Source organism: Lancefieldella sp. (genome assembly GCF_057237245.1).
Map to the genome: position 1 here is coordinate 284,159 of NZ_DBHHJM010000001.1, position 25,567 is coordinate 309,725.

The 25,567-nt window shown below is 50.5% G+C and carries 36 protein-coding genes; 1 reads left to right on the forward strand and 35 read right to left on the reverse strand.

What is annotated here, in order from left to right; all coding sequences use genetic code 11:
• Positions 1 to 58 precede the first annotated feature (58 nt).
• From nrdG to ACO5GU_RS01320, 3 genes are all read right to left on the reverse strand, one after another.
• Positions 59 to 601 (reverse strand): anaerobic ribonucleoside-triphosphate reductase activating protein, encoded by a 543-nt coding sequence (gene nrdG, locus ACO5GU_RS01310; protein WP_313996374.1) that lies wholly within the window; start codon positions 599 to 601, stop codon positions 59 to 61.
• A gap of 113 nt (positions 602 to 714) precedes the next feature.
• The gene (gene nrdD, locus ACO5GU_RS01315; RefSeq protein ID WP_035435898.1) at positions 715 to 2,937 is read right to left on the reverse strand and encodes an anaerobic ribonucleoside-triphosphate reductase; all 2,223 of its coding nucleotides are present in this window, start codon (positions 2,935 to 2,937) and stop codon (positions 715 to 717) included.
• Positions 2,938 to 3,359: 422 nt separating this feature from the next.
• Positions 3,360 to 4,349 (reverse strand): glycosyltransferase, encoded by a 990-nt coding sequence (locus ACO5GU_RS01320; RefSeq protein WP_484856992.1) that lies wholly within the window; start codon positions 4,347 to 4,349, stop codon positions 3,360 to 3,362.
• A 73-nt stretch (positions 4,350 to 4,422) separates the two neighbouring features.
• Between ACO5GU_RS01320 and ACO5GU_RS01325 the strand changes: the two genes are divergently transcribed.
• On the forward strand, positions 4,423 to 5,589 hold the full coding sequence (locus tag ACO5GU_RS01325) for a glycosyltransferase family 2 protein (RefSeq protein WP_484929730.1): 1,167 nt from the start codon (positions 4,423 to 4,425) through the stop codon (positions 5,587 to 5,589).
• A gap of 93 nt (positions 5,590 to 5,682) precedes the next feature.
• Here the strand turns inward: ACO5GU_RS01325 and ACO5GU_RS01330 are convergent, their stop codons facing one another.
• The 32 genes from ACO5GU_RS01330 to rplB form a co-directional block, all read right to left on the reverse strand.
• On the reverse strand, positions 5,683 to 6,723 hold the full coding sequence (locus tag ACO5GU_RS01330) for a glycosyltransferase family 2 protein (RefSeq protein ID WP_484929732.1): 1,041 nt from the start codon (positions 6,721 to 6,723) through the stop codon (positions 5,683 to 5,685).
• Positions 6,724 to 6,894: 171 nt separating this feature from the next.
• On the reverse strand, positions 6,895 to 7,635 hold the full coding sequence (locus tag ACO5GU_RS01335; RefSeq protein WP_484864733.1) for a hypothetical protein: 741 nt from the start codon (positions 7,633 to 7,635) through the stop codon (positions 6,895 to 6,897).
• Positions 7,636 to 7,833: 198 nt separating this feature from the next.
• Positions 7,834 to 8,730, reverse strand: coding sequence for a tRNA pseudouridine(38-40) synthase TruA (gene truA, locus ACO5GU_RS01340; RefSeq protein WP_484929734.1), 897 nt, complete (start codon positions 8,728 to 8,730; stop codon positions 7,834 to 7,836).
• A gap of 128 nt (positions 8,731 to 8,858) precedes the next feature.
• A complete protein-coding gene (locus tag ACO5GU_RS01345; RefSeq protein ID WP_484929736.1) occupies positions 8,859 to 9,635 on the reverse strand; it encodes an energy-coupling factor transporter transmembrane component T family protein in 777 nt (258 codons plus the stop codon).
• The gene (locus ACO5GU_RS01350) at positions 9,628 to 11,340 is read right to left on the reverse strand and encodes an ABC transporter ATP-binding protein (RefSeq protein ID WP_484929738.1); all 1,713 of its coding nucleotides are present in this window, start codon (positions 11,338 to 11,340) and stop codon (positions 9,628 to 9,630) included. Before ACO5GU_RS01350 ends, ACO5GU_RS01345 begins: the two co-directional genes overlap by 8 nt.
• A 73-nt stretch (positions 11,341 to 11,413) precedes the next feature.
• A complete protein-coding gene (gene rplQ / locus ACO5GU_RS01355) occupies positions 11,414 to 11,899 on the reverse strand; it encodes a 50S ribosomal protein L17 (RefSeq protein WP_035426920.1) in 486 nt (161 codons plus the stop codon).
• Between the two features lie 33 nt (positions 11,900 to 11,932).
• Positions 11,933 to 12,874, reverse strand: coding sequence for a DNA-directed RNA polymerase subunit alpha (locus tag ACO5GU_RS01360; protein ID WP_035435877.1), 942 nt, complete (start codon positions 12,872 to 12,874; stop codon positions 11,933 to 11,935).
• A 24-nt stretch (positions 12,875 to 12,898) separates the two neighbouring features.
• Positions 12,899 to 13,492 (reverse strand): 30S ribosomal protein S4, encoded by a 594-nt coding sequence (gene rpsD / locus ACO5GU_RS01365; protein WP_012809219.1) that lies wholly within the window; start codon positions 13,490 to 13,492, stop codon positions 12,899 to 12,901.
• 17 nt (positions 13,493 to 13,509) lie between these two features.
• Positions 13,510 to 13,911, reverse strand: coding sequence for a 30S ribosomal protein S11 (gene rpsK / locus ACO5GU_RS01370; protein WP_012809220.1), 402 nt, complete (start codon positions 13,909 to 13,911; stop codon positions 13,510 to 13,512).
• Positions 13,912 to 13,925: 14 nt separating this feature from the next.
• Positions 13,926 to 14,294 (reverse strand): 30S ribosomal protein S13, encoded by a 369-nt coding sequence (rpsM, locus tag ACO5GU_RS01375; protein WP_035426925.1) that lies wholly within the window; start codon positions 14,292 to 14,294, stop codon positions 13,926 to 13,928.
• Positions 14,295 to 14,309: 15 nt separating this feature from the next.
• A complete protein-coding gene (gene rpmJ / locus ACO5GU_RS01380; protein ID WP_002563183.1) occupies positions 14,310 to 14,423 on the reverse strand; it encodes a 50S ribosomal protein L36 in 114 nt (37 codons plus the stop codon).
• Between the two features lie 146 nt (positions 14,424 to 14,569).
• Positions 14,570 to 14,788, reverse strand: coding sequence for a translation initiation factor IF-1 (gene infA / locus ACO5GU_RS01385; protein ID WP_012809222.1), 219 nt, complete (start codon positions 14,786 to 14,788; stop codon positions 14,570 to 14,572).
• Positions 14,789 to 14,901: 113 nt separating this feature from the next.
• Positions 14,902 to 15,690: a type I methionyl aminopeptidase gene (map, locus tag ACO5GU_RS01390; RefSeq protein WP_484929740.1), complete on the reverse strand. Its 789-nt coding sequence runs from the start codon at positions 15,688 to 15,690 to the stop codon at positions 14,902 to 14,904.
• Positions 15,687 to 16,313, reverse strand: a complete 627-nt coding sequence (locus ACO5GU_RS01395) for an adenylate kinase (protein WP_314006617.1) — start codon at positions 16,311 to 16,313, stop codon at positions 15,687 to 15,689. Before ACO5GU_RS01395 ends, map begins: the two co-directional genes overlap by 4 nt.
• A 67-nt stretch (positions 16,314 to 16,380) precedes the next feature.
• Positions 16,381 to 17,661: a preprotein translocase subunit SecY gene (gene secY / locus ACO5GU_RS01400; protein WP_035426931.1), complete on the reverse strand. Its 1,281-nt coding sequence runs from the start codon at positions 17,659 to 17,661 to the stop codon at positions 16,381 to 16,383.
• A complete protein-coding gene (rplO, locus tag ACO5GU_RS01405; protein ID WP_484929742.1) occupies positions 17,661 to 18,107 on the reverse strand; it encodes a 50S ribosomal protein L15 in 447 nt (148 codons plus the stop codon). The genes secY and rplO overlap by 1 nt, the downstream gene beginning before the upstream one ends.
• An 11-nt stretch (positions 18,108 to 18,118) precedes the next feature.
• The gene (gene rpmD, locus ACO5GU_RS01410) at positions 18,119 to 18,304 is read right to left on the reverse strand and encodes a 50S ribosomal protein L30 (protein WP_012809227.1); all 186 of its coding nucleotides are present in this window, start codon (positions 18,302 to 18,304) and stop codon (positions 18,119 to 18,121) included.
• Between the two features lie 2 nt (positions 18,305 to 18,306).
• On the reverse strand, positions 18,307 to 18,828 hold the full coding sequence (gene rpsE, locus ACO5GU_RS01415) for a 30S ribosomal protein S5 (RefSeq protein ID WP_035426935.1): 522 nt from the start codon (positions 18,826 to 18,828) through the stop codon (positions 18,307 to 18,309).
• Between the two features lie 9 nt (positions 18,829 to 18,837).
• Positions 18,838 to 19,206, reverse strand: coding sequence for a 50S ribosomal protein L18 (gene rplR / locus ACO5GU_RS01420; protein WP_035426936.1), 369 nt, complete (start codon positions 19,204 to 19,206; stop codon positions 18,838 to 18,840).
• A gap of 68 nt (positions 19,207 to 19,274) precedes the next feature.
• Complete coding sequence (gene rplF, locus ACO5GU_RS01425; RefSeq protein ID WP_035432048.1) at positions 19,275 to 19,811, reverse strand: 50S ribosomal protein L6; 537 nt, start codon at positions 19,809 to 19,811, stop codon at positions 19,275 to 19,277.
• A 27-nt stretch (positions 19,812 to 19,838) separates the two neighbouring features.
• Positions 19,839 to 20,237 carry a 30S ribosomal protein S8 gene (gene rpsH, locus ACO5GU_RS01430; protein ID WP_035426940.1) on the reverse strand — a complete coding sequence of 133 codons (399 nt, stop codon included), beginning with the start codon at positions 20,235 to 20,237 and terminating at the stop codon, positions 19,839 to 19,841.
• A gap of 89 nt (positions 20,238 to 20,326) precedes the next feature.
• Complete coding sequence (locus ACO5GU_RS01435; RefSeq protein WP_012809232.1) at positions 20,327 to 20,512, reverse strand: type Z 30S ribosomal protein S14; 186 nt, start codon at positions 20,510 to 20,512, stop codon at positions 20,327 to 20,329.
• 124 nt (positions 20,513 to 20,636) lie between these two features.
• A complete protein-coding gene (rplE, locus tag ACO5GU_RS01440; protein ID WP_035432050.1) occupies positions 20,637 to 21,197 on the reverse strand; it encodes a 50S ribosomal protein L5 in 561 nt (186 codons plus the stop codon).
• A 302-nt stretch (positions 21,198 to 21,499) separates the two neighbouring features.
• On the reverse strand, positions 21,500 to 21,817 hold the full coding sequence (gene rplX / locus ACO5GU_RS01445) for a 50S ribosomal protein L24 (RefSeq protein WP_035426943.1): 318 nt from the start codon (positions 21,815 to 21,817) through the stop codon (positions 21,500 to 21,502).
• An 11-nt stretch (positions 21,818 to 21,828) separates the two neighbouring features.
• Positions 21,829 to 22,197 carry a 50S ribosomal protein L14 gene (rplN, locus tag ACO5GU_RS01450; protein ID WP_012809235.1) on the reverse strand — a complete coding sequence of 123 codons (369 nt, stop codon included), beginning with the start codon at positions 22,195 to 22,197 and terminating at the stop codon, positions 21,829 to 21,831.
• Between the two features lie 110 nt (positions 22,198 to 22,307).
• Positions 22,308 to 22,574, reverse strand: a complete 267-nt coding sequence (gene rpsQ, locus ACO5GU_RS01455) for a 30S ribosomal protein S17 (protein ID WP_035432053.1) — start codon at positions 22,572 to 22,574, stop codon at positions 22,308 to 22,310.
• A gap of 17 nt (positions 22,575 to 22,591) precedes the next feature.
• The gene (gene rpmC, locus ACO5GU_RS01460; protein ID WP_035426945.1) at positions 22,592 to 22,807 is read right to left on the reverse strand and encodes a 50S ribosomal protein L29; all 216 of its coding nucleotides are present in this window, start codon (positions 22,805 to 22,807) and stop codon (positions 22,592 to 22,594) included.
• Positions 22,807 to 23,232: a 50S ribosomal protein L16 gene (gene rplP / locus ACO5GU_RS01465; RefSeq protein ID WP_035426946.1), complete on the reverse strand. Its 426-nt coding sequence runs from the start codon at positions 23,230 to 23,232 to the stop codon at positions 22,807 to 22,809. The genes rpmC and rplP overlap by 1 nt, the downstream gene beginning before the upstream one ends.
• Positions 23,232 to 23,942 carry a 30S ribosomal protein S3 gene (gene rpsC / locus ACO5GU_RS01470; RefSeq protein WP_035426947.1) on the reverse strand — a complete coding sequence of 237 codons (711 nt, stop codon included), beginning with the start codon at positions 23,940 to 23,942 and terminating at the stop codon, positions 23,232 to 23,234. Before rpsC ends, rplP begins: the two co-directional genes overlap by 1 nt.
• A 2-nt stretch (positions 23,943 to 23,944) precedes the next feature.
• The gene (gene rplV / locus ACO5GU_RS01475; protein ID WP_012809240.1) at positions 23,945 to 24,307 is read right to left on the reverse strand and encodes a 50S ribosomal protein L22; all 363 of its coding nucleotides are present in this window, start codon (positions 24,305 to 24,307) and stop codon (positions 23,945 to 23,947) included.
• Positions 24,308 to 24,321: 14 nt separating this feature from the next.
• Positions 24,322 to 24,582, reverse strand: a complete 261-nt coding sequence (gene rpsS, locus ACO5GU_RS01480) for a 30S ribosomal protein S19 (RefSeq protein ID WP_035426948.1) — start codon at positions 24,580 to 24,582, stop codon at positions 24,322 to 24,324.
• 21 nt (positions 24,583 to 24,603) lie between these two features.
• On the reverse strand, positions 24,604 to 25,440 hold the full coding sequence (gene rplB / locus ACO5GU_RS01485) for a 50S ribosomal protein L2 (RefSeq protein WP_035426950.1): 837 nt from the start codon (positions 25,438 to 25,440) through the stop codon (positions 24,604 to 24,606).
• Positions 25,441 to 25,567 lie beyond the last annotated feature (127 nt).

Consider the following 25,567-nt stretch of genomic DNA (forward strand, 5'->3'; position numbering starts at 1 on the left):
ACAACACGACCCTAAACAAAAAGCCTGCATACGCGGGCTTTTTTGCGTTTTGGAGCTCTTACATCTCACGAGAGCTCAACATAGGCCCATCGGACCAAAGTGTAATCTCTCCTGAAGCAAGCGTTTTAGGAACATCAATAAGACGCTGGTTGGAAGAGCCTCTAAAACGCAAGGTAATATCGTGGAGACTCTGAACCCATGGACCGTCCACCAGTACATCAATACAAGACAGAATGCGGTCAGTGTACTCTGTGTGCCACTTTCCCTCGGTCAGCTGATCCCAGGTGTGACCCGAATACATCCAAATGCTCTTTTGTGGGTAGGTAGCTCTGACCTTCTCGACAAACTCAACAAGGCCTTCTTGGTTTTCTGGCTCAAAAGGCTCTCCACCAAGGATGGAAAGACCGTTGATATAGACAGGTGCAAGAGAGTCAATAATCTCTTGCTCAACTTCTGGAGTAAACTCTCCGCCGCTCTTGAAGTCCCACGCCTCGTAATTAAAGCAGCCTTCACAGTGCAGACGGCAGCCTGAAACAAACAGAGTTGTTCTTACGCCAACACCATTTGCAATATCTGAAAACTTAATATTTGAATAGTTCATACATAACCTTTGATGGGTAACTTCCACATATTGTGGATGTTACCTGATAGAGATAATAAAAACGAGCAGAAGGGCCAAGGCGCTCTTCTGCTCGTTTGTCTAGTACATAAATCTTAGAGGTGAAGGACGCGGTCCTTGATCTCCTGGGTACGGCCCTGGTTCCAGAACTGGGTACCAATGTAGCCACAGGTACGACGAGCAACATTCATCTTGGTCTGGTCACGGTTGCCGCAGTGTGGGCACTCCCAAACCAGCTTACCGTCCTCCTCGACAATATGAATCTCACCGTCATAACCGCACTCCTGGCAGAAGTCAGACTTGGTGTTGAGCTCTGCATACATGATGTGGTCATAGATGAACTGCATGACGCTAAGAACAGCCTCGATGTTGTCCTGCATGTTAGGAACCTCAACGTAAGAGATTGCTCCACCTGGGGAAAGACGCTGGAACTCAGACTCAAACTGGAGCTTCTGGAATGCGTCAATCTCTTCTGCAACGTGGACGTGGTAGCTGTTGGTGATGTAGCCCTTATCGGTGATGCCTGGGATAACACCAAAGCGACGCTGAAGTGCCTTAGCAAACTTGTAGGTAGTGGACTCAAGAGGAGTTCCGTAGAGGGAGTAATCGATATCCTCTGCTTCCTTCCACTCGGTGCACTTATCGTTCATGTGCTGCATAACCTGGAGTGCAAATGGAGTTGCCTCTTTGTCAGTGTGGCTGTGACCAGTCATAGCCTTAACGCACTCATACAGACCTGCATAACCAAGGGAAATGGTGGAGTATCCGCCGTAGAGCAGTGGATCGATGACCTCACCCTTGTCCAGACGAGCAAGTGCGCCGTACTGCCAAAGAATAGGAGCAGCATCAGACAGGGTGCCCTTCAGGCGATCGTGACGAGCGCGAAGTGCGCGGTGGCAAAGCTCAAGACGCTCATCAAAGATCTTCCAGAACTTGTCCATATCGCGACCAGCAGAAAGAGCAACGTCAGGAAGGTTGATAGTTACAACACCCTGGTTGAAGCGGCCATAGTACTTAGGCTTGTTTGGCTCATAGTTCTTAGCGCGAGCAACGTTGTTGAAGCCATTACCAGAACGGTCTGGAGTCAGGAAGGAACGGCAACCCATGCAGGTGAAGGTATCGCCCTCGCCTTCCTTCTCGCCCTTAGAAAGCTTGTACTCCTTCATCTTCTTCTCAGAGATGTAGTCAGGAACAAGACGGCGAGCGGTGCACTTTGCAGCCATCTGAGTGAGGTAATAGTACTTGGAGTCCTCGTAAACGTTGTCCTCTTCAAGAACGTAAATAAGCTTAGGGAATGCAGGAGTAATCCAGACACCCTCCTCGTTCTTTACGCCCTGATAACGCTGACGGAGCATCTCCTCAATGATGAGTGCAAGATCCTGCTTCTCCTGCTCATTCTTTGCCTCATTGAGGTACATGAAGACAGTAATGAAAGGAGCCTGGCCGTTGGTGGTCATCAAAGTGACAACCTGGTACTGAATGGTCTGAACGCCACGAGAAACCTCATCACGAAGGCGCTTCTCAACCATCTCGTTGAGCTGCTCAGCAGAGAGCTCAACACCGACGGAGTTCATCTCCTCCATAACGGTCTTGCGGATCTTCTTACGAGAAACATCAACAAAAGGAGCAAGGTGAGCTAGGGAGATGGACTGACCACCGTACTGGCAAGATGCTACCTGAGCAATGATCTGAGTTGCAATGTTGCATGCAGTGGAGAAGCTGTGTGGGCGCTCAATCAGAGTACCGGAGATAACAGTGCCGTTCTGCAGCATGTCATCAAGGTTGATGAGGTCACAGTTGTGCATGTGCTGTGCAAAGTAATCGGAATCGTGGAAGTGGATGAGGCCCTCATTGTGAGCAGCAACAATATCTTCCGGAAGAAGCTCACGCTGAACGAGGTCCTTAGAAACCTCACCAGCCATGTAGTCACGCTGAACAGAAACAACAGTAGGATTCTTGTTGGAGTTCTCCTGCTTGACTTCCTCGTTGTTGCACTCAATCAGAGACAGAATCTTGTCATCGGTGGTGTTCTTGTGACGCTTCTGGTTCTGGATGTAGCGGTAAATGATGTACTTACGAGCAACCTCAAAGCGGTCAAGAGCCATGAGCTGATCCTCGACAAGGTCCTGGACCTCCTCGACGGTGACGGTGTGTCCAGCCTTCTCGCACTCATCGGTAACGTTGAGGGAAGCAAACTGAATCTCACGCTCAGTCAGGCGCTGATCCTCAGGGACCTCTGCGTTAGCCTTAGCGATTGCGTTAACAATCTTCTCAACCTCGAAGGTGACCTCTGAGCCATTGCGCTTGATAATCTTCATGTGCAAACTCCTTGAACAAACGTTGGTGAAAGCAACGCTTTCATGCGTGTTTAATTGGATTATCACTGCGGTTCCTAAGCTTTTGCCTAAGCGAGTAGTTGGGAACCCGCTTGTGTGATGAAAACTACTATGCCACAACTTATAGTGTTTGAGTTCGAGAACTATAACAATATATTGTGAAATTTCCACACGAATACAAAATTATGTATTGACACGTTGCGGCAACCAATATCTCTGCAGGTAGAAAATTAGCTAGAAACTTCGCTAATTACAAAATTTATTAATGGTCATAAAATAATTCAATTTTTTGTAAGTAGGCATTCGTCGCCTTTCACAAATGCGCCACAATTCACCCCTCAGTACTCACTTTTGTTGGGCGTTTGGGGACTAAAAAAGCCGACACAAAATGTCGGCTTTGGTGGCTAGTCTAGTGGAGGCTGTGGACGCCAGGTCGCATCTTTATAGATAAGGCGTGCATCCTTCCAGCCCTTTATAAGGCGAGAAAGACCAGACGAGAAGTGTGCTCTGTCTACCAAAATGAGTCGAATAATCTCTTTTGCAAAGGTCAGAGCGGTGCCAACACCAAAGAGCACAGGGTTGTAATCACCGTGAACCTGGAAGTAACGGGCAATATAGCCGCGGTTACGTGTGATGTAATAGCGCGTCATATCAGAGGTTGAATTAAGCTGACGCACAGAACCAATACTCTGACCAGGAACTTCTCGACATCTTGAAAGAACAAAATCTGGAATCAAAATAGGCTGCGTTACCTTGCTGGCCAAATAGCCATATAAGGCGTCATCCCAGTAGATAAAGAAGCGTGCATCAGGTAGGCCAATCTTCTGCACTACAGAGCGCTTAAAGCAGGCACCCTCAAAGCACATCACATTGCACTCGCGATAAGGCACACCGTCAAAGCCAGCCTTTGCCAGCGGATTGTAGATGCCCAGGGCGGTGCTAAAGCGATACTGCCAGAAGAAAGGACCACCATCAAAGTCGTAGCGCTGACCTTGGATAACCTCAGCCTTATCTGACCATGCGTCAAGCTTATCAAGACCATCAGGCAGCACAGCTACGTCATCGTCCATAACCCAGAACCACTCGGCACCCAGCTCATAACCTACGCGCACACCCTCAGAGAAGCCGCCGGAGCCTCCAGTGTTTTGCTCCATAGGTACGTAACACACGCGATTAGCGCCACCGTGAGCGTCGGGATCATCAGTGGTTTCTCCCCACGTGGTTTTGACCTTCTCCGAAAACTCCGACACAAGCGAGGCTGTCACAGAGGAGTTTTCGTTGTCCACAACAATGATGCGCCATGGAGCCTGCGTGAGCTGCGTAATGGAATTGAGCAGGTTGGAAAGCAGTTCCTGGCGTTTAAAGGTGACTATGACAAGGGCGGTGCGCTTCATATTTCCTCAAAATGTGACTTCGTGAGTGAGTTGATGCCTATATAGTATAAAGCAGCAATCAAAAGGAGTTTAGATGAGTCACGCTCAAAACCACCAACCTTTGGTTTCTCTTGTTGTGCCCATATACAACGTTGCAGACTATCTGGAGCAATGCCTGGCAAGTATTCAATCACAGAGCTACACAAACCTGGAGATTATCTGCCTCAACGATGGCTCAACTGACTCGTCTTTAGCTCTTTTGGAAGCATACGCTGCCCGTGATGGTCGCATTGTCATCATTGACAAAGAAAATGAGGGTTACGGAGCAACGTGTAATCGTGGCATTGCCGCAGCTCACGGCTCATGGGTGGGTATTGTTGAGCCTGACGATTACCTTGAGCCAACCATGGTTCAAGAGCTTGTTGATCTTATCCAAGCAAACGGCGGAGAAGACCAGGTAGATATTGCCCGCTCTGCCTATTGGCGCGTATTTGGCAATCAAAAAAATGGCCGTGCGGGAGCAAAGTCGCAGTTTAGAGCTGCTGCCGGCGCTGCCGAGTACAGAGTTCCCTGCGCATATAAGGGCCGCGTCAAACCCAAGCAGCAACCTTGTTCAATTGATCAGATGGCACAGCTTCTATTGCATCATCCCGCCATTTGGACGGCGCTCTATCGCAAGGAATTCTTGACCCAGAACCACATCAATTTCAAAGAAGTCCCCGGTGCAGGCTGGGTGGACAACCCCTTCCTCATTGCCTCGCATTGCTGCGGAGCTCGCATAGTGTACACAGACTCTGCGCTCTACAACTATCGCGAGAATGGCTATGCAGAAGCCGCTACCTTTGCGCAGCGTCAGCCTAAAATTCCGCTTGAGCGCTGGAACGACATGATGGATGTTGTGGACGCACGCAACATTACCTCAGACGTGGTGCTCAACGCACTCACACTGCGCGGCATCAACTACGCGCTGCTTACAAAAAACGCGCTTACCTGGCGAGAAGAACATGATGCTGCAGGTGAGGTTGACTCAGAAGTGCACGATCTTCTCGCCAAGAGCTTTGAGCGCATGGACGCAAAGCGCGTGTTTGAAAACCCAGCAATCTCAGGCTTTGGAAAAGCTTTCTTTGCACAGGTACGAGGTATTGCTCTGCCAAAAGATAACAAGTTTGCACGCTATGCATATCTAGCCAAAGAGGGATTTTTCCGTGTCAAAAATGACGGCATAGCACAGACGTTTAAATCGCTTATGGACAGGCGTTAAGACTGGCCCTAAAGACTGGCTCTAAACACAAATCGCCAGGCTACTCTAGAATCGCACGCTCAATTTTTGATGCTGCTTATGTGTCGCTGCAGCTTATACAAGTGGAATGCGCATAAAACGTGCATACCATACGGCTCGGCGTACATAGGCATAGCGAGCTCGTGTTGTAGTAGACAAAATAGCACCAAGCAAGGCATGAGCTACCAGTCGCGGAGAAGTTGCTTCAGTGACAATAAGGTGCGCTACAGGATTAGAAAGAATCTTGACAATAAAGTTTTCTTTTTCCTCATGGCTGAGCTGGGATTCTTCGTTGAATACAGGATACATATTCTTAAGAAGTTTGCTAATCAGGTAGCGGCTAATCAACTTTTGAACTTTTTTAGAGTTTGCAAAGCCAAGATGTTTGGCAAGAGCCATGAGCGCCTGACGCTCCTGAGTAAGTTCATTCATAGAGGCAGCAATAGTTTTTTCTTCCTCAGAAGATTCCACTGGTACATCAACAAAAATTGCTTCTGGGGCGTACGTGACATTTTTTGCAATCTCAAAGCAGTAGCCAACAAAATTGCACTCACCATCAGTTTCTGGCTCATGCTTAATCTCGGCCAAAATGCGCGTTGAGCAGAGCTTTCCACTCATAGACGTCAAACAAGGAAGCTGTGACTCCTCAAATACCTGCGACAATGCAGAAGCCTTTGCACCAAAAGCCCTTTTGCATTCCATAGGTGAATTGGCAGTTTTCATGTGTGCAATAACAATATCTGCCGCTTTAGGTGAACCAACAGGACCGAGAGCAGTAGCTGCAGCATAGAGCTTCTGCAAAACATGGGGATTAAACCTATAAGAAGGCTCAGTAGTAAGCGTATAAGCTCCGCGAGCACGACCCTGAGCAATCTCAAGCGCAACAAAATGACTAATGCCCGATTGACACAAGACATCTAAACGAGGCTCTTGATTGGCAAGGTTATCTAACATGCGAGCAATCTGGGGATCGGAGCTATTGTCAACGATGATGAGCTCCCAATGAGGATATGTCTGCTCTTGAAGTTGCCTAATGACCGTTCTAATAGCATCAGCATCATTATCAGCAGCCATGAGAACCGAAATCATATGTGGATTGTATGAGCGCTCGTGCATTCCACATCCCCCAAACTGGTCCTAAATTTTAGATACCAGTTTACTCATAAAAAGTGAATTAAAAAGACATTTTTATTCTATCAAAATCTCTCCACATATCGTGTTTAACTGCTGTTATGTGGACATCTGACCGTTTTGTAGGGGCGGCGCTACACACAATGCTCATAACGTCTATACAAGCATGCCAACAAGCTTTCCTAAGGCCGTAGCGTCAACGGTAGTGCCACTTGAACCTTCAATAACAGGAGCTTCATCATGCTCAAGATTAGACACACCAATTGGCTGCACAATCTCTGCAAGCTCAAGAAGCTGATTGGGCTTCATATCGGTAACCATGGAGGACAGCAGGCTGGAAGCATTGCTTACCAGTGAGCGAGCGCCCGAACCAGAAAGTGCCGAGATTTTCTCCCACACATCATCTGTGGCAATGATAACGTGTGTAATCTTGATGTTGGTGATAGAAGCAAGCGCGCCAACAAAAGCACTTTGGCCGTCATCTTTGTAAATATCTGCCAGTGTTTTAGCATTTGAATCTACTTCTGCATAAACATCAGTAGGAATAGACACTATATGACCAGTTCCCTGTGTGCGATCAATGACCAGAAGTTGCACAGACTGAAGCGTTGACTCCCCTGCCTTAAGTGAATTTGTGCTGATAACGGCATAGGTAAGAAAATCATCATCAGATTGTGTAGTGCCATCCGGATTGCCTGAAACGCTCTGGCTCTTTACAGCCTTGTTAAGCCCATGGTCTCCCAAGTGAGACTCAAGCTGCACGCGGTCCCAAATAGTTACAACGACAATACCCACAAGCACGGCAACAATGGCAATTACGGCAAGGCCAATCACATTGGTATAGGGATTCTGGCGCGGAACATCACTGCGCTCAAATCTTTCTCTTTTCCTAAACATACTGGCTCCCTGCCTCACTGTTCATCAGTTCTGCAAGAGCTCCTAAAAAAGACGCTCTCTTCTATGATGCTATTTCTTTGCGAGGGAAACCACCGCACACAATACAAGTGGTAGAAAAGACTTCGTAAACGGCGCGAGAAGACCGATGGAGCTGGATTGGCACACAGAAACTACGACGCAATCAAGGAACCGAAAGCGCTACCAAGGTTGCAAAACGCCCTCTGGATAGCGAACGCTCACAAACGTGAGGCCCTGAGCAGGCGCACAACTACCAGCGGCAATTCTATTCTGGGCGGCTAGAACCTCGTCGATCCACTCAACAGGCCTGTGACCTCGGCCAATCTCAACCAGCGTGCCCACAATCGTGCGCACCATGTTATGCAAGAAGGCGTTGCCCGTAATATCAACTGCAATGAGTTTCTCGCCAGCCTCTTCAATTTCTTCAACGGTAAGGCGCTCCACAAAACGATGCGTTGGCTTACCCTCAGCAGAAATTGCCTTGCAGAAGCTCTTGAAATCGTGCTCTCCCACCAGCGCCTGCGCCGCCTTGTCCATAAGCTCTGCGTCCAAGTGACCGTTGTACCACCACACGTGGTCCCAGCCCAACACGGGACGAGCGCTATCTGCACAAATGCGATAGCGGTACGAGCGAGCCTGGGCATCAAAGCGTGCCGAAAAACCCTGTGGGGCGCGGAAGAGTTGTCGGATAGAAATGTCATCGTCGGTCAGAGCGGTGAGCGAGCGAACGAGTTTCTCGCCAGACAGCGCCAGCTCAGCGCCGTACACAGGCAGGCTCACGTACTGGGCTTGGGCGTGCACGCCGGCGTCGGTTCTGCCCGCGCAGGTGAGCTCGACCTCTCTGCGCAAAACGGTCTGAAGCGCGCGGCGAAGGTCTCCTGCAACGGTGCGCTGGGTGGGCTGCTCGGCAAAGCCGCAGAATGCAGCGCCGCGGTAGCCCAGCTGGATAACAAGCGTAGCTTCAGGCTCAGAAGGAGCTTCAGCGAGAGTCTCAGGAGCTGAAGGCTCAGCCGAAGCCTCCTCGCATGCATCAAAACTGCAATTTGATGCAATATTCTGTGATGTTTCTAAGTTCATGAAGCTCCCTGAAATGACTTGTGCCCACTAGAGTGATTGTATCGTAGGCTCAAAGTTGACGCACTCATTGCAGCTGCTGGACACAAGACCGCTACAGCAATGCAAGGTTGTTCAGCAATGCAAGATCACTACAGCGTTGTAAGACCAAGGCACAGTGCAACCCACAGCAGCAACACTACCCAGTCAATGAGCTGCATTTTTGCGGAGATACGCGTGCGTTTTGCTGCACCAAGACAGCGATCTGTCATTGTTTGCGCCATCTGATCTGCGCGCTGAAAGAGCGAGACGGTCAGCGGCACCAGAAGCGTAAACCACTTTTTGATGCGCTCAACAATACTGCCCGATTCAAAATTGAATCCACGTGCCCTCTGAGCTGCTCTAATTCTGTCGAGTTCTTCTAAGGTAAGCGGAATTGCCCTCAGAGCAATTGAGAGCACAATACTCAAACCATCAACGTCAACACGAATAAGACGCAGAGGCAGCAACAGTACAGAAAAGCCATCAGCAAGCTGCGTAGGTGTAGTTGTTGACGCAACCGATAAAACCAGCGCCAAGGCAAGCAACACGCGGGCAATAGCTACGGTACTTCTGTAAAATCCCGCCACAGAAAGACCAACTGATCCGGAGAAAATGACATCGGGATGTCCAATAAACACCAGCGTATTGGCCACAAATGATATAAGCAAAATGAACGCCGCAGGCTTTGCTACGCGCAAAAACTCTGGCAAGCTTACACGAGCACTCCACAAAATGCTCACACAAATCAAGGCGAACACCGCAAAGGCAAGTGGCTGCTGTACTGAGAAAAGAGCAACAATACCCACAAAAGTGACAACGATTTTTGTCTGCGCTGTCAATGAAGCAAGCGAGAAGTGCTTAAGCAGAGCACAGGGGCACTTAGACATAGCAGGCCTCCAAAAGCTCATGCAATACGCTTACAAACAGTGGGCAATCAAGCTGCGCAGCCTCGTATATCTCTGGGGTTGTCTGTGCTTCTTGCACATTGACGTCTGCAACAACACAGCCCTTCTCGAGAAACACTACTCTGTCAGCAAAAGGAAGCCATTCGCTTACATCATGGGTGATTGCAAGAACCGCTTTGCCTTCGTTAGCCAGCTCACGAGCAAGATGCAGCACCTGCGAGCGCGCCTCGCCATCAAGTCCAGACGTTGCCTCATCAAACACCACCGCGTACGTTGCGCAGGCTAGCGTTCCTGCAAGCGCTGCGCGACGAGCCTGGCCACCAGAAAGCGTCAACGGAGACGCGTCCATGACCTGCTGGTCAAGACCCACACGTGCTGCCGCATACGCGACAAGCGCCTCAACGTCGTCTGGCGAGAAACCCTTGTTAGTTGGACCAAACGCGATATCTTCAGCAACACTTTGGGCAAAGAGCTGATCCTGAGGGCGCTGAAAACACATGCCGACATCTCCAGGGCACACCAGTCGCGCATCGATTGATACGTGCCCGGTATCAGCCTCTATGAGGCCAGCAGCTATGCGGGCGCAGGTTGTTTTTCCAGAGCCAGAAGCGCCTACCAGAACAACAAGCTCTCCCGTAGAGGAAATAGTTACGTCATGCAGAACGGGCTTGTCAAACGCATGAGACACGCCACAAACTACCAGCTCGTGTTCCTCGCCAAGAGCTTGAATTCCGTCAAAGTTGTTTGCTCGCACCACCTCAAGGGCACGCTGATACACAAGGGTATCCAAAGCATCAAACGCAAGGTTATTCTGAACAAGAAACGCAACAAACTCTGATGCGTTAAAAGGCACATCAAATTTATAGCCAGCCTGTGCAGCTATATGCGCTGTTGCTGTGAGTGCATCATCAAAACCAGCGTTTGCGATTGCGTTTGCATCCAAGAGAAACTCTGTGGGAGTTCCCGACCAAACTAGCTGGCCTTTCTCCAAAACAAGTACCTGATCAGCCCCGGGAAGAGACTCAAACGAATGAGAAATCTCAAGCATACCCATTCCGTTTGTAACAAGGGTATTTACCAGGTTAGAAAGGTGATTTCTGAATCGAGTATCAAGCTGCGCAAATGCCTCATCAAGCACCAGATAACGTGGATGCACTGAAAGCGCTGCTGCAATAGAAACAAGCTGCTGTTGGCCTCCAGAAAGCGTGTAGGTAGGCGCATCAATCAAATCGGCAATGCCACAAAGCTCCAGTGTTTGAGTAACGCAAGAAACTATCTCTTCTTTTGGCAAACCAAGATTAGCAGGGCCAAAGGCAACTTCATCAAAGACAGTTGCACAAACAAGCTGCGCTGTTGGATCTTGGCGAACCATTCCCACAACGGAAGAAATCTGAGTAGACGGCACTACGGTCACTGAATTGCCGTCTACTAAAACCTCTCCGGATAGAGGAAAAAGTGATGCATTACAAAGATTTGCAAGCGTTGACTTGCCTGAACCATTGTGGCCAAGCACAACTGTTCTAGAGCCCGGCTTTAGGGTAAATGAAACGTTATCAAGGGTTAGTGCCATTGGGTGCGGAGATTGGCTCTCAGTGGCTCCTATGGCATCTTTAGAAGCAGAGTCAGTCAAAGATTGTGCTGCAGCTGACGTACCGTATGCGAAAGATACGTTTTTGAACTCAATCATGACAACCCTCCTTCATTTGAAAAAGAGGTCCCAGCAAAAAGCCAGGACCTCTTCAGATTCACTTTGACAGAAGTTACTCTGCAGCCTCTTCGGTCTGCTCGGTCTCCTCTGCTGGAGCCTCGGTCTCCTCTTCCTTTACAGGAGCAGGAGCAACCTTGGTAGCCTTAGCCTTCTTGTTGGAAGCCTTTGGCTGAACTGGCTCGGTAACAAGCTCAAGGATAACAACCTCAGAAGCATCGCCCTTACGAGGACCAAGCTTCATGATACGGGTGTAGCCGCCGTTGCGGTCAGCCCACATACCCTGAGCAGCCTTGTCAAATACCTCACGGACAAGCTCTGCGTTACCAACCTTGGCCATAGCAAGACGACGAGCGTGAAGGTCGCCGCGCTTTGCCCAAGTGATGACCTTGTCGACCTCGCCGCGAACTGCCTTAGCGCGGACGTCAAGAGTCTTAATACGATCGTTAGTGAAAAGGGCTTGGATCAGGCTCTTCTTGATGGCCTTGGTGTGGCTAGCATCAGTACCAAGCTTCATGCCCCTCTTCTTATTGTGCCTCATAATTTACATTCTCCTATGCGTGACAAGGCGCGACTAAGCCTTAAGGGACAGGCCCATGCTCTCGAGCTTTTCCTTGACTTCTTCAATAGACTTAACACCAAAGTTTCTGATGTTGAGAAGATCGTTCTCAGAGAAATCAACGAGCTGACGGACAGAGTGAATTCCTGCACGCTTGAGGCAGTTGTAAGAACGGACGGAAAGGTCCAAATCCTCAACCTGCTTCTCAAGCTCGGAATCGTCCTCGACGTCTGCCTTAGCAAAAATCGAAGCCTCTTCCTGAGTCTCGTCAAAATCAGTAAGTCCCATGAATGCGCTCATGTGCTGGTTAATGATGTTTGCAGCCTCAACGACAGCCTCGCGAGGGCTGATTGCACCATTGGTCTCAACCTCAAGCACCAGACGATCATAGTCGGTGTGACGGCCAACACGGCAAGGCTCAACAGCCTTAGCGCAGCGGCGAACTGGCGAGAAGATCGAGTCAACGTGAATGAATCCAATTGGATCGCTCTCACGCTCGTTATCCTCACCGGAAACATAACCGCGACCATTACCAAGACGAAGTCTCATGGAAAGATGAGCTCCCTCAGCAAGGGTGCAAATGTGCTGAGCTGGGTTAACCAGCTCGTAGCCCATAGGAACATCAAGATCAGCACCAGAGACTTTGCAAGGACCATCAACAGAGATGGAAGCCTCAGCCTCATCAGAGTTGTTGGTGTTGCGGAAAACTAGGCCCTTAACGTTCAGAACGATGTCAGTAACGTCCTCATAGACGCCTTCAACCGTAGTGAACTCATGCTGAACGCCATCAATCTGGATGGCCTCAACCGCAGCTCCCTCAAGAGAGGAAAGCAGTACGCGGCGGAGGGAGTTGCCAAGCGTGTCACCATAGCCACGCTCAAGCGGCTCTACGCTCACACGAGCGACGTTTGCGCCGATTTCATCTACCGACACGTTTGGTCGGATAAATTCGGACATTGCTACCTCCAAAACGGGTCGGGCTTACTTGGAGTAGAGCTCGACGATCAGCTGTGCGTCAATCTCAAGGTCGATCTGATCGCGGGTTGGAAGCTGAAGAACAGTGCCCTGCAGCTTCTCAATGTCAACCTCAAGCCATGCAGGAACTGCCATGTGCTCGGAGGAAATGAGAGCTTCCTTGATTGGAAGAAGATCCTTTGCCTTGGAAGCAACAGCGATAACATCGCCGCTCTTTACGCGATAAGAAGGAATGTCAACGCGCTGACCGTTAACGGTGATGTGACCGTGACGGACAGTCTGACGAGCCTCTTTACGTGTACGAGCAAAGCCAAGGCGGAAGATGACGTTGTCAAGACGAGTCTCAAGGATGCTCATCAGGTTGTCACCAGTAATGCCTGGGTTCTTCTTAGCCATTTCATAGTAGCCGTGGAACTGGTTCTCAAGGACGCCGTAAATGAACTTAGCCTTCTGCTTCTCACGGAGCTGCATACCGTACTCGCTCTCCTGGCGACGACGGCGACGTGGCTCACGGTTAGAAGTCTTATTGATCCCCATCACAACGGGATCGATGCCAAGCTGACGACATCTTTTAAGGACCGGGGTCCTATCAATTGCCATTTGCTTGTCCTTTCGTGCTAGTTGCGACGGCGCTTTTTAGGACGGCAGCCGTTGTGTGCAATAGGTGTCTTATCCTGAATACCCGAAACCTCGAGGCCTGCTGCCTGAAGGGAACGGATTGCGGTCTCGCGACCAGAGCCTGGGCCCTTAACAAAAACAGCTACCTTGTGGAGACCGTGCTCCATTGCTGCCTTTGCTGCTGCCTCTGCTGCAAGCTGTGCAGCAAAAGGAGTGGACTTACGAGAGCCCTTGAAGCCGACGGTACCACCGGACTGCCAGGAAATTACATTACCCTGGGGATCGGAAATAGAGACAATCGTGTTATTGAATGTGCTCTTGATGTGGGCCTGGCCCACTGCAATGTTTTTACGCTCGGAGCGGCGGACGCGTGTAGTGCGAGCGTTCTTTTTCTGTGCCATTAGCTACTCCTCGCCTACTTCTTCTTGCCGCCCACCTGACGCTTCTTACCCTTACGAGTACGAGCGTTAGTGTGGGTACGCTGACCGTGGACAGGGAGGCCCTTGCGGTGACGGAGGCCGCGGTAGCAGCCAATCTCCATCAGGCGGGCAACATTTTGACGCACCTCGCGGCGAAGATCGCCCTCGGTGGTGTAATTTGCGTCAATAAAGTCACGAATCTTGGTGACTTCTTCCTCTGTGAGGTCCTTGACGCGAGTATTTACATCGATACCAGTCTCGTTGCAAATCTTGGTTGCACGAGTCTGACCAATGCCGTAAAGATAGGTGAGTCCGACCTCAACACGCTTATCGCGTGGCAGGTCGACGCCGTTAATACGGGCCAACTTGGTGCTCCTTCCTTAGCCCTGACGCTGCTTGTGGCGCGGGTTCTCGCAAATCACGTAAACCTTACCGTGGCGACGGATGACTTTGCACTTGTCGCACATCTTCTTTACCGAAGGACGTACCTTCATGTGTCTTCCTTTCGGTTCTGCTGATACGAACTATATACTCGCCCAGCCGCTGGCGTGAAATACCGACTGTACTTACGTACATGTGCCCTTGCGACGTGCACAAAGACACAGATAACCTCATGCATGGCACGAGGTTTTTGCATTACTTACTTATAACGGTAGGTAATGCGACCCCTGGTAAGATCGTAAGGAGAAATCTCTACTACAACCTTGTCACCAGGGAGAATTCGAATATAGTTCATTCGAATCTTACCTGAGATGGTGCAAAGGATGGTCTTGCCGTTCTCTAACTCAACGTTAAACATAGCGTTTGGCAGGGGTTCTAGTACCTTGCCTTCAAGCTCAATCGCGTCTTGTTTAGCCAACTTTCATCCTCTCGACACATCGACAGCGGTTATCAATAATACATAAAAATGTGCCACTCGTCTATCACTTATTTTTTCAACACAATTAGATAGCGAGAAAAACAATGTATGTGTTACTCAAGACCGCCTTGCATCTCGCACCATGGACCAACTTCATCTTCTGAAACGATAACGGGACCATCGGCAGTAATAGCAACCGTGTTCTCATAATGTGCTGATGGCAGGCCATCATCTGTAACAACGGTCCAACCATTTTCAAGAACGGTGCAATCGTAGGTACCCATAGCAATCATAGGCTCAATTGCAATTACCATTCCCTCACGAAGAACAATGCCGTTGCCTGCACGACCATAGTTTCTGACCTCTGGATCCTCGTGAAGATTGCGACCAATACCATGACCAACAAAATCACGAATGACACCATAGCTATTATCCTCAGCAAGTTTCTGAACTGCATGTCCAACATCGCCAAGGCGAGCACCAGGAACAGCAGCTGCAATACCTGCCTTAAGGCAATCGCGGGTAACCTCGCAAAGTGCCTGGGTTTTCTCGTCAACTGTTCCGCAGTAGAACGTCCAAGCGTTATCTCCTGCCCAACCGTTAACGGTAGCACCCGTGTCAATGGTCAGAATATCGCCATCTTGCAAAATGACGTTAGCTGATGGAATACCGTGAACAATCTGCTCGTTAATAGAAGAGCAAACAGATCCAGGGAATCCACCGTAGCCCTTAAAGGTAGGGGTTCCGCCATGAAGTCTAATAAAAGCTTCAACAGCACGGTCAATCTCGAGCGTTGAAACACCAGGTCTAATCATGGATCCAGCACGGCGAAGAGCTGCCTTAGAAAGGGCGCCCGACACCTTCATTGCCTCGATTTGTTCAGGTGTTTTTATCGTAATCATAGTGCGAGGAGTGTCTTTACGTCGGCGAATACCTCGTCAACAGGACGATCTCCGTTGACCTCCTTCAGAATTCCATGACCCTTGTAGTACTCGATCAAAGGAGAAGTCTGGTTCTCGTATACATCAAGACGCTTACGAATTGTCTCTGGCTTATCGTCATCACGCTGATACATCTCACCAGAGCAATTTGGGCAAGTCTCTGTACCAGCAGGTGCAGTATAACCACACTCTTTGCACGTACGGCGAGAAGAAAGACGCTCAACAATAACCTCTGGCTCAACAGCAACAAGCAGAGCTGCATCAAGCTTGAGGCCCATATTCTGAAGCTCAGAATCAAGGGTTACTGCCTGAGCGGTGTTGCGTGGGAAGCCATCAAGAATAAAACCAGCCTTTGCATCGTCTGCAGAAAGGCGCTCTTTTACCAGGTCAATTACAAGCTGATCTGGAACAAGCTGACCAGCATCCATATACTCTTTAGCCTTAACGCCAAGCTCAGACTGAGCTTTAACAGCAGCACGAAGAAGGTCACCGGTTGAGATGTGAGCAAGTCCATACTCTGCAACGAGCTTCTGAGCCTGTGTACCCTTGCCAGCGCCAGGTGCGCCGAGAAGAACAATGTTCATGCTTCGCCTTCCTTTCAAATAATAAAAGGGGCCTGTTTCCAGGCCCCTTTATGCTACGTATTAAGAACTACTTAAAGAAGCCCTCATAGTTGTGCATCTTAAGGTGGGACTCAATGGAAGAGAGTGTATCCATTGCAACACCGACCATGATCAGGACGGAAGTTCCACCAAACGCCTGTATCAACGAATCGCCTGTGAACCAGAAAATAATGGTTGGGACGATTGCAAGAACTGCCATAAAGATAGCACCGGGGAGGGTGACTCTGTCAATAACAGTCTTGATATACGTTGAAGTAGCAGTACCTGGACGAACACCAGGAATAAAGCCACCCTGCTTCTTAAGCTGGTCTGCTGTCTCCTCTGGATTGAACACCATTGAGGTGTAGAAGTATGCAAAGAAGACAATGAACATAACTGAGAGAACCCAGTTAACCCATCCAGAAGAAAGTGAAGTAGCAAGATTTTGAATCCACTCTACTCCTGGGAAGAACACAGCAACCTGAGCAGGAAGGTACAGAATTGCAGATGCAAAGATGATTGGCACAACGCCTGCAGTGTTTACCTTAATTGGAAGGTAAGTTGACTGACCACCCATCATACGACGACCAACAACGCGCTTGGCATAGTTAATAGGAATACGACGCTGACCACGCTCAATGTAAACAATGAGCGGAATAATAGCGAGCATAACCACAACAGTAACAACAGTAAGAACAATGTTTCCACGAGTAGCTACTGAAGAAATAAGGGCTGTTGGAAGTCCAGCCATGATGTTTGCAAAGATGATAAGACTCATTCCGTTGCCAACACCCTGCTGAGTAATAACCTCACCGAGCCACATAATAATGATGGCACCAACTAGCATGGTAAAGACTACCAGGAAGTTTTCAAGTGCCTCAGGCACGCCCTCCATAGATGCAAAAGATACACCATAGCTCTTAAACAAGAACAGGTAACCAACTGCATTGAGCAGAGCTAGACCAACCGTAAGATAACGCGTGTACTGCGTAATCTTACGCTGGCCGCTCTCACCATCTTTAGCAAGCTCGCCAAGAGATGGAATAACGGACTGCATCATCTGGAAGATGATCTGAGCCGTAATGTAAGGCATAATGCCCAGACTGAAAACAGACATGCGAGAAAGAGCGCCACCCGAAAATAGGTTAAGCACGGCCATTGCGCCATTCTGAGAAAGACCATTCTGATAAACAGAAAGCATCTGCTGGAATGGAGCACCGGGCACAGGAAGATACGCACCAAAACGGTATAGAAGAAGAATCAGTACCGTAAGGAGAATCTTTCCCCTTAGTTCCGGAACACGAAATGCGTTGGCGATTCCTTTACTCACTACTCGGCCTCAACCTTTCCACCGGCCGCCTCGATCTTAGCCTTTGCGGAGGCGGAAACCTTGTCGACCTTAACAGTGAGCTTCTTAGAAAGCTCGCCATCACCCAGAACCTTGACTGGGATGAAGTTGTACTTGATAACTCCCTTAGCAACCAGAGTCTCTGCGTCTACGGTCTCGCCATCTGCAAAGAGTGCATTCAGACGAGCAACGTTGACTGGAGCGTACTCAACACGGTTGTGGTTAGTGAAACCAGGAAGCTTAGGAAGACGCATAGCCAGTGGCTGCTGTCCACCCTCGAAGCCAGCGCCCTTACCGCCACCAGAGCGGGAGAGCTGACCATTCATACCGCGGCCGGCAAAAGTACCATTGCCTGAAGAATTACCGCGACCTACGCGCTTACGATTTTTGCGCGAACCCACTGCGGGGCGAAGATCATTGAGCTGCATTATTACTACCTCTAGTTCTCTTCAACCTCGACAAGGTGCTTAACCTTGAAGATCATTCCACGAATGCTTGGGTTGTCAGGCTGCTCGACGGTATCGCCGATCTTGTGGAGGCCGAGGGCCTTCACCGTAGCAGTCTGGTCCTTCTTGACGCCTGCAACGGCGCCACGGACAAGCTTGATGCTAAGGTTCTTAGCCATCGTTAGTTCTCCTTTCCGACGAACATATCGCCGACGGTTAGGCCACGACGCTCAGCTGCTTCTTCTGGGCTGGAAAGCTCCTTCAGACCCTCAGCTGCTGCCTTAATCATGTTCAGAGCGTTGTCGGTACCAAGGGACTTAGAAAGTACATTGGTGATACCTGCAAGCTCGAAGAGTGGACGAATAGGACCACCAGCAATAACACCAGTACCCTCGAATGCAGGCTTAATAAGAACAGAACCTGCACCGTAGTGACCAGTGACTGCGTGTGGTACGGAACCAGTCTCGGTCAGTGGGACCTTGAACATGTTCCTCTTTGCGTCCTCGACGCCCTTCTGAATTGCCAGAGGTACCTCAGCGGAACGACCCTGGCCAATACCAACGTTACCCTTACCGTCGCCAACGACTACCAGAGCAACGAGTGACATACGGCGGCCACCCTTAACGGTCTTGGAAACGCGGTGAATATAAACGACGCGCTCCTGAAGATCCGTATCCTGCTGGCGCTTACGATCACGTGCCATTGAATCCTCCTAGAACTTCAGGCCCGCGTTGCGGGCGCCATCTGCCAAAGCCTTGACGCGGCCGTGATAGAGACGGCCACCACGGTCAAAAGTGACCTCAGTGACGTTCTTCTCGGCAGCGCGCTTACCGATAAGCTCACCTACGAACTCAGCTGCCTCCTTGTTGGAGCCAACCTTGCCAGTAGAACGGAACTCTGGGTCAAGCGTAGAGGCAGAGCAGAGAGTTCTTCCAGAAGCGTCGTCAATAAGCTGTGCATAAATGTTTGCGTTTGTGCGGTGAACTGCAAGACGCGGACGCTCAGGTGTACCAAAGACCTTGGCACGTACGCGGCGCTTGCGGCGTTCAAGACCCGCCTTTTTCGCCTGCTGCTTGTTCATTCCTTCTCCTTAGAGACATGCCATCACCTAACGGGGTGATGGTCTTTTAGCCTAAAAGTAGGGTTGCTTTACTTAGCAGCCTTACCGAGCTTCCTGCGGATGTGCTCACCTTCGTAGTGAATGCCCTTGCCCTTGTAAGGCTCTGGTGGACGCTTCATACGAATCTCAGCTGCAACCTGTCCGACCTTCTCCTTAGAAATACCCTTAACAGTAAGGTGAGTGTTATCAGGTACCTCAAAGCTAATGCCCTCAGGTGCAACATAGAGAACTGGGTGAGAATAACCAAGGGAAAGGTCAAGATCCTTGCCCTTAAGTGCTACACGGTAACCAACGCCGGTGAGCTCGAGCTTCTTCTCGAAGCCCTCAGAGACACCAACAACCATGTTGTGGATAAGGGTACGGACAAGACCCTGCTGAGCATTGGACTCAGTGGACTCGTCAACGCGAGTAACAAGAATCTCCTCGCCCTCCTGAGCGATAGCAACCAGCTCAGAGAAAGTACGAGTCAGCTCGCCCTTAGAACCCTTAACGGTAACGGTGGTGTTATCAACTGTCACAGTGACTCCAGCAGGAATCTGGACAGGCTTCTTACCAATACGAGACACGGCTGTCTCCTTTCATTCCTGTCAGATTTACCAAACGTAAGCGATGACCTCGCCGCCAACGCCGTTCTTACGAGCGTCGCGGTCGCACATCATGCCCTTAGAAGTGGAAACCACTGCAGTACCAAGACCACCAAGAACGCGTGGAAGCTTCTCAGCGGTGGAGTAAATGCGCAGACCAGGCTTAGAAATGCGACGGATGCCGCGGATAACCTTAGCGCGCTTCTTACCATACTTAAGGGTGATGTGAAGAGTCTTCTGAGGCTTAGTATCCTCAACGGTGTAACCCTCGACATAGCCCTCTTCGGTGATGACGCGAGCAATCTCAACGAGCACCTTGCTCGATGGCATGGATACGGAATCCTTGCCAGCTGAGTTTGCGTTACGAATACGCGTCAGCATGTCTGAAATGGGATCGGTAATTTTCATTTGATCCTTCTCCTTCGTTAATGATGAAACTGCGTGTCTGGTTCATCTACACCCGTGGCGCAGATGCCTTGACGCCAGAGCCCTGAGTCCTACCAGCTTGCCTTGCGGACACCAGGAAGCTCGCCCTTGCTCGCTAGCTCACGGAAGCACACACGGCACAGACCAAACTTGCGGTAAACGGAGTGGGGACGTCCACAACGCTGGCAACGGTTCTGTGTGCGCGTAGAGTACTTCGGCTCACGCGAGGCTTTGACGATCATCGAAGTCTTAGCCACAAATCCTCCTTCAAAATGCAACTTGGCGAACGCCAAGATGACTTCAAACAATAGTGCTGGTGACTATGTCACCCGGCATCGAAGATGCCAACAGGAATGCGCTTAATTTAAGCGCAGGTAAAAGTTAGTCCTGCTTGAATGGGAAGTGGAAGGCGTCAAGAAGTGCCTTACCCTCCTCGTTGGTGTTAGCAGTGGTGACAATGGTGATGTCCATACCGCGGGTGTGGTCCATCTTGTCAAAGTCAATCTCTGGGAAGATGAGCTGCTCGGTTACGCCCATAGAGAAGTTACCACGGCCATCGAAGCTCTTAGCAGAAATACCACGGAAGTCGCGGATACGAGGAATTGCAACTGCGATCAGACGATCCAGGAACTCCCACATACGATCGCCACGAAGGGTAACTTTAGCGCCGATTGGCATACCCTGGCGAAGCTTAAAGGTTGCGATAGACTTGCGAGCGTGTGTAACGAGTGGCTGCTGACCAGTAATGGTACGGAGGTCGTTTACAGCGCCGTCAATTGCCTTAGCGTCTGTAGCTGCCTCGCCAACACCCATGTTGACAACGATCTTCTCAAACTTAGGAATCTGGTTAACGTTGGTGTAACCAAATTTCTCCTTCAGAGCATCACGCACAGATGCGTAGTAAAGCTCTTTAAGGCGAGGTGTGTACTTCTCGTCTGCCATGGTTTCTCCTTAACTCTTGGGGTTTTAAGTGCGGGGATCGCCTCGCACCTCCTAGTTTGGCGAACTAGGAGCCATCTGCATCCTCGAGACATACGTGTCCCATAGAAAGACGCAATGAACAATATTAGACCTTATTGAGCAAAAATGGGGCGAGAATTTCAAGCTAGCTGATATTTTTTCATGTCATCACACGACTTACACAACACCGCACTTCTCGCCCAAAAAGAAAACCCCGCTATCTGATGATAACGGGGTTTGAAGTAGCTCTGAGATGTTTCTACAAAGCGAGAAACACGTATAACTTAGAGCTCAGCGCCTGACTTCTTGGAGACGCGGACCTTAGTACCGTCCTCCTTGATCAGGTAGCCAACACGGGTTGGCTTGTCGGTCTTAGGGTCGATAAGAGCAACATTGGAAGCGTCGATTGCTGCCTCTGCCTCAACGATGCCACCCTGCTGGTTAGCTGCGTTTGGCTTGACATGGCGCTTTGCAATTGCAACGCCCTCAACGACAACCTTGTTCTTCTCTGGATATACGCGAAGTACCTCGCCGCGCTTACCCTTGTCCTTACCAGTGAGGACCTCGACCTTGTCGCCCTTCTTGATCTTCATCTTAGGCATGTCGTTCCTCCTTAAAGGGTCTCAGGTGCAAGTGAGACAATCTTCATGTACTTGTGGTCGCGCAGCTCGCGAGCGACTGGTCCAAAGATACGAGTACCCTTGGGCTCACCCTCTTTGTTAACAAGAACGCATGCGTTCTGGTCAAAGCGGATGTAGCTACCGTCCTTGCGACGGGTGTCCTTAGCGGTACGAACGATGACGCAGCGAACAATATCGCCCTTCTTCACCGAACCACCTGGAGTAGCCTCCTGGACAGCGCCAATGATGACGTCGGCAAGGCCGGCGTAACGACGCTTGGAGCCACCAAGGACCTTGACGCACTTTACGCGCCTTGCGCCGCTGTTGTCAGCGACGTTGAGAATGGTCTCCATCTGAATCATGTGACGTTCCTCCGGAACCTAATTTCTCAGAGGTGCACGTATTTGCGCACATGAGAAATAATGATAGATACAAAACTAGGTTGAGCTAAAAGCTGTTTCCTAGGTGCTAATTACTTAGCGCGCTCAACGATCTCTGCGAGACGCCAACGCTTGGTCTTGGAAAGAGGACGAGTCTCCATGACACGGACGGTATCGCCCAGACCAGCCTCGTTGTTCTCATCGTGAACGTGAAGCTTCTTGCCGATGGTCATCATCTTGCCATACTTAGGGTGGTGCTTACGGTACGTAATCTCTACCGTAATCGTCTTGTCGCCAGAGATGGAGACAACGAGTCCGGTACGAACCTTACGCGCATTTCTGCTTTCGGTCTCTGCCATAACTTATCTCCTGCGATCTAGTTCTGCTCTGCGGATGCTTCCGCAGCAATTTGACGGGTGCGCATCTCGGTCTGAACGCGAGCAATGTCGCGCTTAACTGCCTTGACGCGAGCGGTGTTGTCCAGCTGGCTAGTTGCCATCTGGAAACGAAGATTAAAGAGCTCTGCGCGGCCTTCCTCGAGTTTCTTAGCGAGGTCTGCATCGCTCATAGCCTTGATTTCGGTGTACTTCATTAGTTCTCACCGTCCTGATCGGCCTTGGAGACAATCTTGGTCTTGATTGGAAGCTTGTGCTGAGCAAGACGGAGAGCCTCACGAGCAACTTCCTCTGGTACGCCATCAATCTCGAACATGATACGACCAGGCTTAACAACTGCTACCCACTCTTCTGGGTTACCCTTACCGGAACCCATGCGAGTCTCTGCAGGCTTCTTGGTGATTGGCTTATCTGGGAAGATAGTAATCCAAACCTTACCGCCACGCTTCATCTCACGGGTGAGAGCAATACGAGCAGCCTCAATCTGGCGGTTAGTAATCCAGTGAGCCTCCTCTGCACGGATGCCCCAGGAACCAAAATGCAGCTGGGTATTACCCTTTGCCTGGCCCTTCATGGAACCGCGCTGTACCTTACGGTGCAATACACGCTTTGGAGCAAGCATTAACGGCCCCTCCTCTCATTGCGAGCACGACGAGGACGAGCGGAGCCCTCAAGAGCTGGGTTAGGTGTTGGCTGTCCAGGCATCTTCTCGCCGTAATAAATCCAAACCTTGATACCAACAGCGCCCATGGTGGTGCGACCTGTAGCGGTACCATAGCCGATTGCAGCACGAAGGGTGTGCAGAGGCACGCGACCCTCACGGTACCACTCACGGCGGCCCATCTCAGCACCGTTCAGACGACCGGAGCACTGGATACGAATACCCTTAGCGCCAGCCTTACGAGCGGACTGAACAGCCTTACGCATAGCGCGACGGAAAGCGACACGCTGCTCAAGCTGCTCTGCGATGGACTGAGCAACAAGGTTTGCGTCAAGCTCAGGACGCTTAACCTCGACAACATCAACGTTGACCTGACCCTTGCCGACCTTAGCAACACGCTCAAGATCTGCACGGAGGCCGTCAATCTCTGCACCCTTCTTGCCAATGACAATACCAGGACGTGCGGAGAAAATAGTTACCTTGACCTTATCGCCAGCACGCTCGATGTCAATGCGAGCAACGGCTGCCTTCTCAAGGCGCTTCTCAAGATACTTGCGGATAGCAAGATCGTTGCCGAGCTGCTCGGCGTAGTCCTTATCGGCGTACCAACGAGAACGCCAGCTCTCGGTTACACCAAGACGGAAGCCTGTAGGCTGTACTTTCTGACCCATTCCTACGCCTCCTTTCGAGGTGCAACGACAACGGTAATGTGGCTCATGCGCTTGTTAATGCGGGAAGCCGAACCCTTTGCACGGGGGCGAATACGCTTAAGCGTTGGGCCTTCGTCAACAAAAGCGGTCTTGACTACCAGGTTGTTAGCGCGGAGACCATTGTTGTTCTCAGCGTTAGCAACTGCAGAGCGCAGAACCTTAGCAACATCAGTAGCGGCAGCGCGAGTCGAGAACTGAAGAACCTCAAGGGCCTTCTCAACAGACTTACCGCGGACAAGCGCGACAACTGCGCGAGCCTTACGAGGAGCAACGCGAACATACTTAGCTGTTGCGCGAACCTCAATAGAATCGGTGTTCTTAGCCATTTACTACACTCCCCCTATTTGGCCTTGTGACCGCGGAAGGTACGGGATGGGGAGAACTCGCCCAACTTGTGACCAACCATGGACTCGGTGACGTACACAGGTACATGCTTACGACCATCGTGAACAGCGATGGTGTGACCGACCATCTCAGGGAAGATGGTTGAGGAACGTGACCAAGTCTTGATAACGTCCTTCTTGCCAGCCTCGTTCATTGCAGCGACACGCGCAAGGAGGCGAGTCTCCACAAAGGGGCCTTTTTTGAGACTTCTGCTCATTTATCTACTCCTACTCGTGTCTTACTTGGACTTACGACGGCGAATGATCAGGCGGTTAGAAGCCTTCTTCGGGTCGCGGGTCTTATAACCCTTGGTTGGCTTACCCCATGGGGTGACGGAAGGACGACCAGAAGTGTGGTTCTTACCTTCACCACCGCCGTGTGGGTGGTCAACAGGGTTCATAACAGTACCACGGACGGTAGGACGGACGCCTGCCCAACGGGAACGACCAGCCTTACCAACAACAATGTTGGAGTGCTCAGCGTTACCAACCTCACCGATGGTTGCACGGCAGGTCAGAAGAACACGACGGAGCTCGGAGGAAGGCATACGCAGAACTGCATAGCCGTTGTCCTTACCCATGAGCTGGACGGAAGTACCAGCAGCACGTGCCATTGCAGCACCCTTGCCAGGCTGGAACTCAACTGCGTGAACAAGAGTACCTACTGGAATCTGCTCAAGAGTGGTGCAGTTACCAGGCTTGATGTCGATGTCCTTGGTACCAGAAAGAACGGTGTCACCGACGCTCAGGCCCTCTGGGCAAAGGATGTATGCCTTTGCGCCGTCTGCATAGTGCAGAAGAGCAATACGAGCGGAACGGTTAGGATCGTACTCAACAGTAGCGACCTTAGCTGGGATGTCATCCTTGCGACGCTTGAAGTCGATACGACGGTACTGGCGCTTGTGGCCACCACCCTGGTGACGGGTAGTGATGCGGCCATTGTTGTTGCGGCCAGCCTTCTTTGGCAGAGGCTCGAGAAGGGACTTCTCGGGCTTATCAGTTGTAATCTCAGCAAAGTCTGAGATTGTCTGGAAGCGCCTGCCTGCGCTTGTTGGCTTTAGATGCCTAACTGCCATAAACAGTATCCCTTTCTTCTCCGTTGGCTAGCCCGCTTAAGGGAAAGTCGAGCTAACACCGGATTACCACGGTACCGCGCGTATCTACTATGCGCGGCATACGAACCCGTACCTCATATGAGGCACG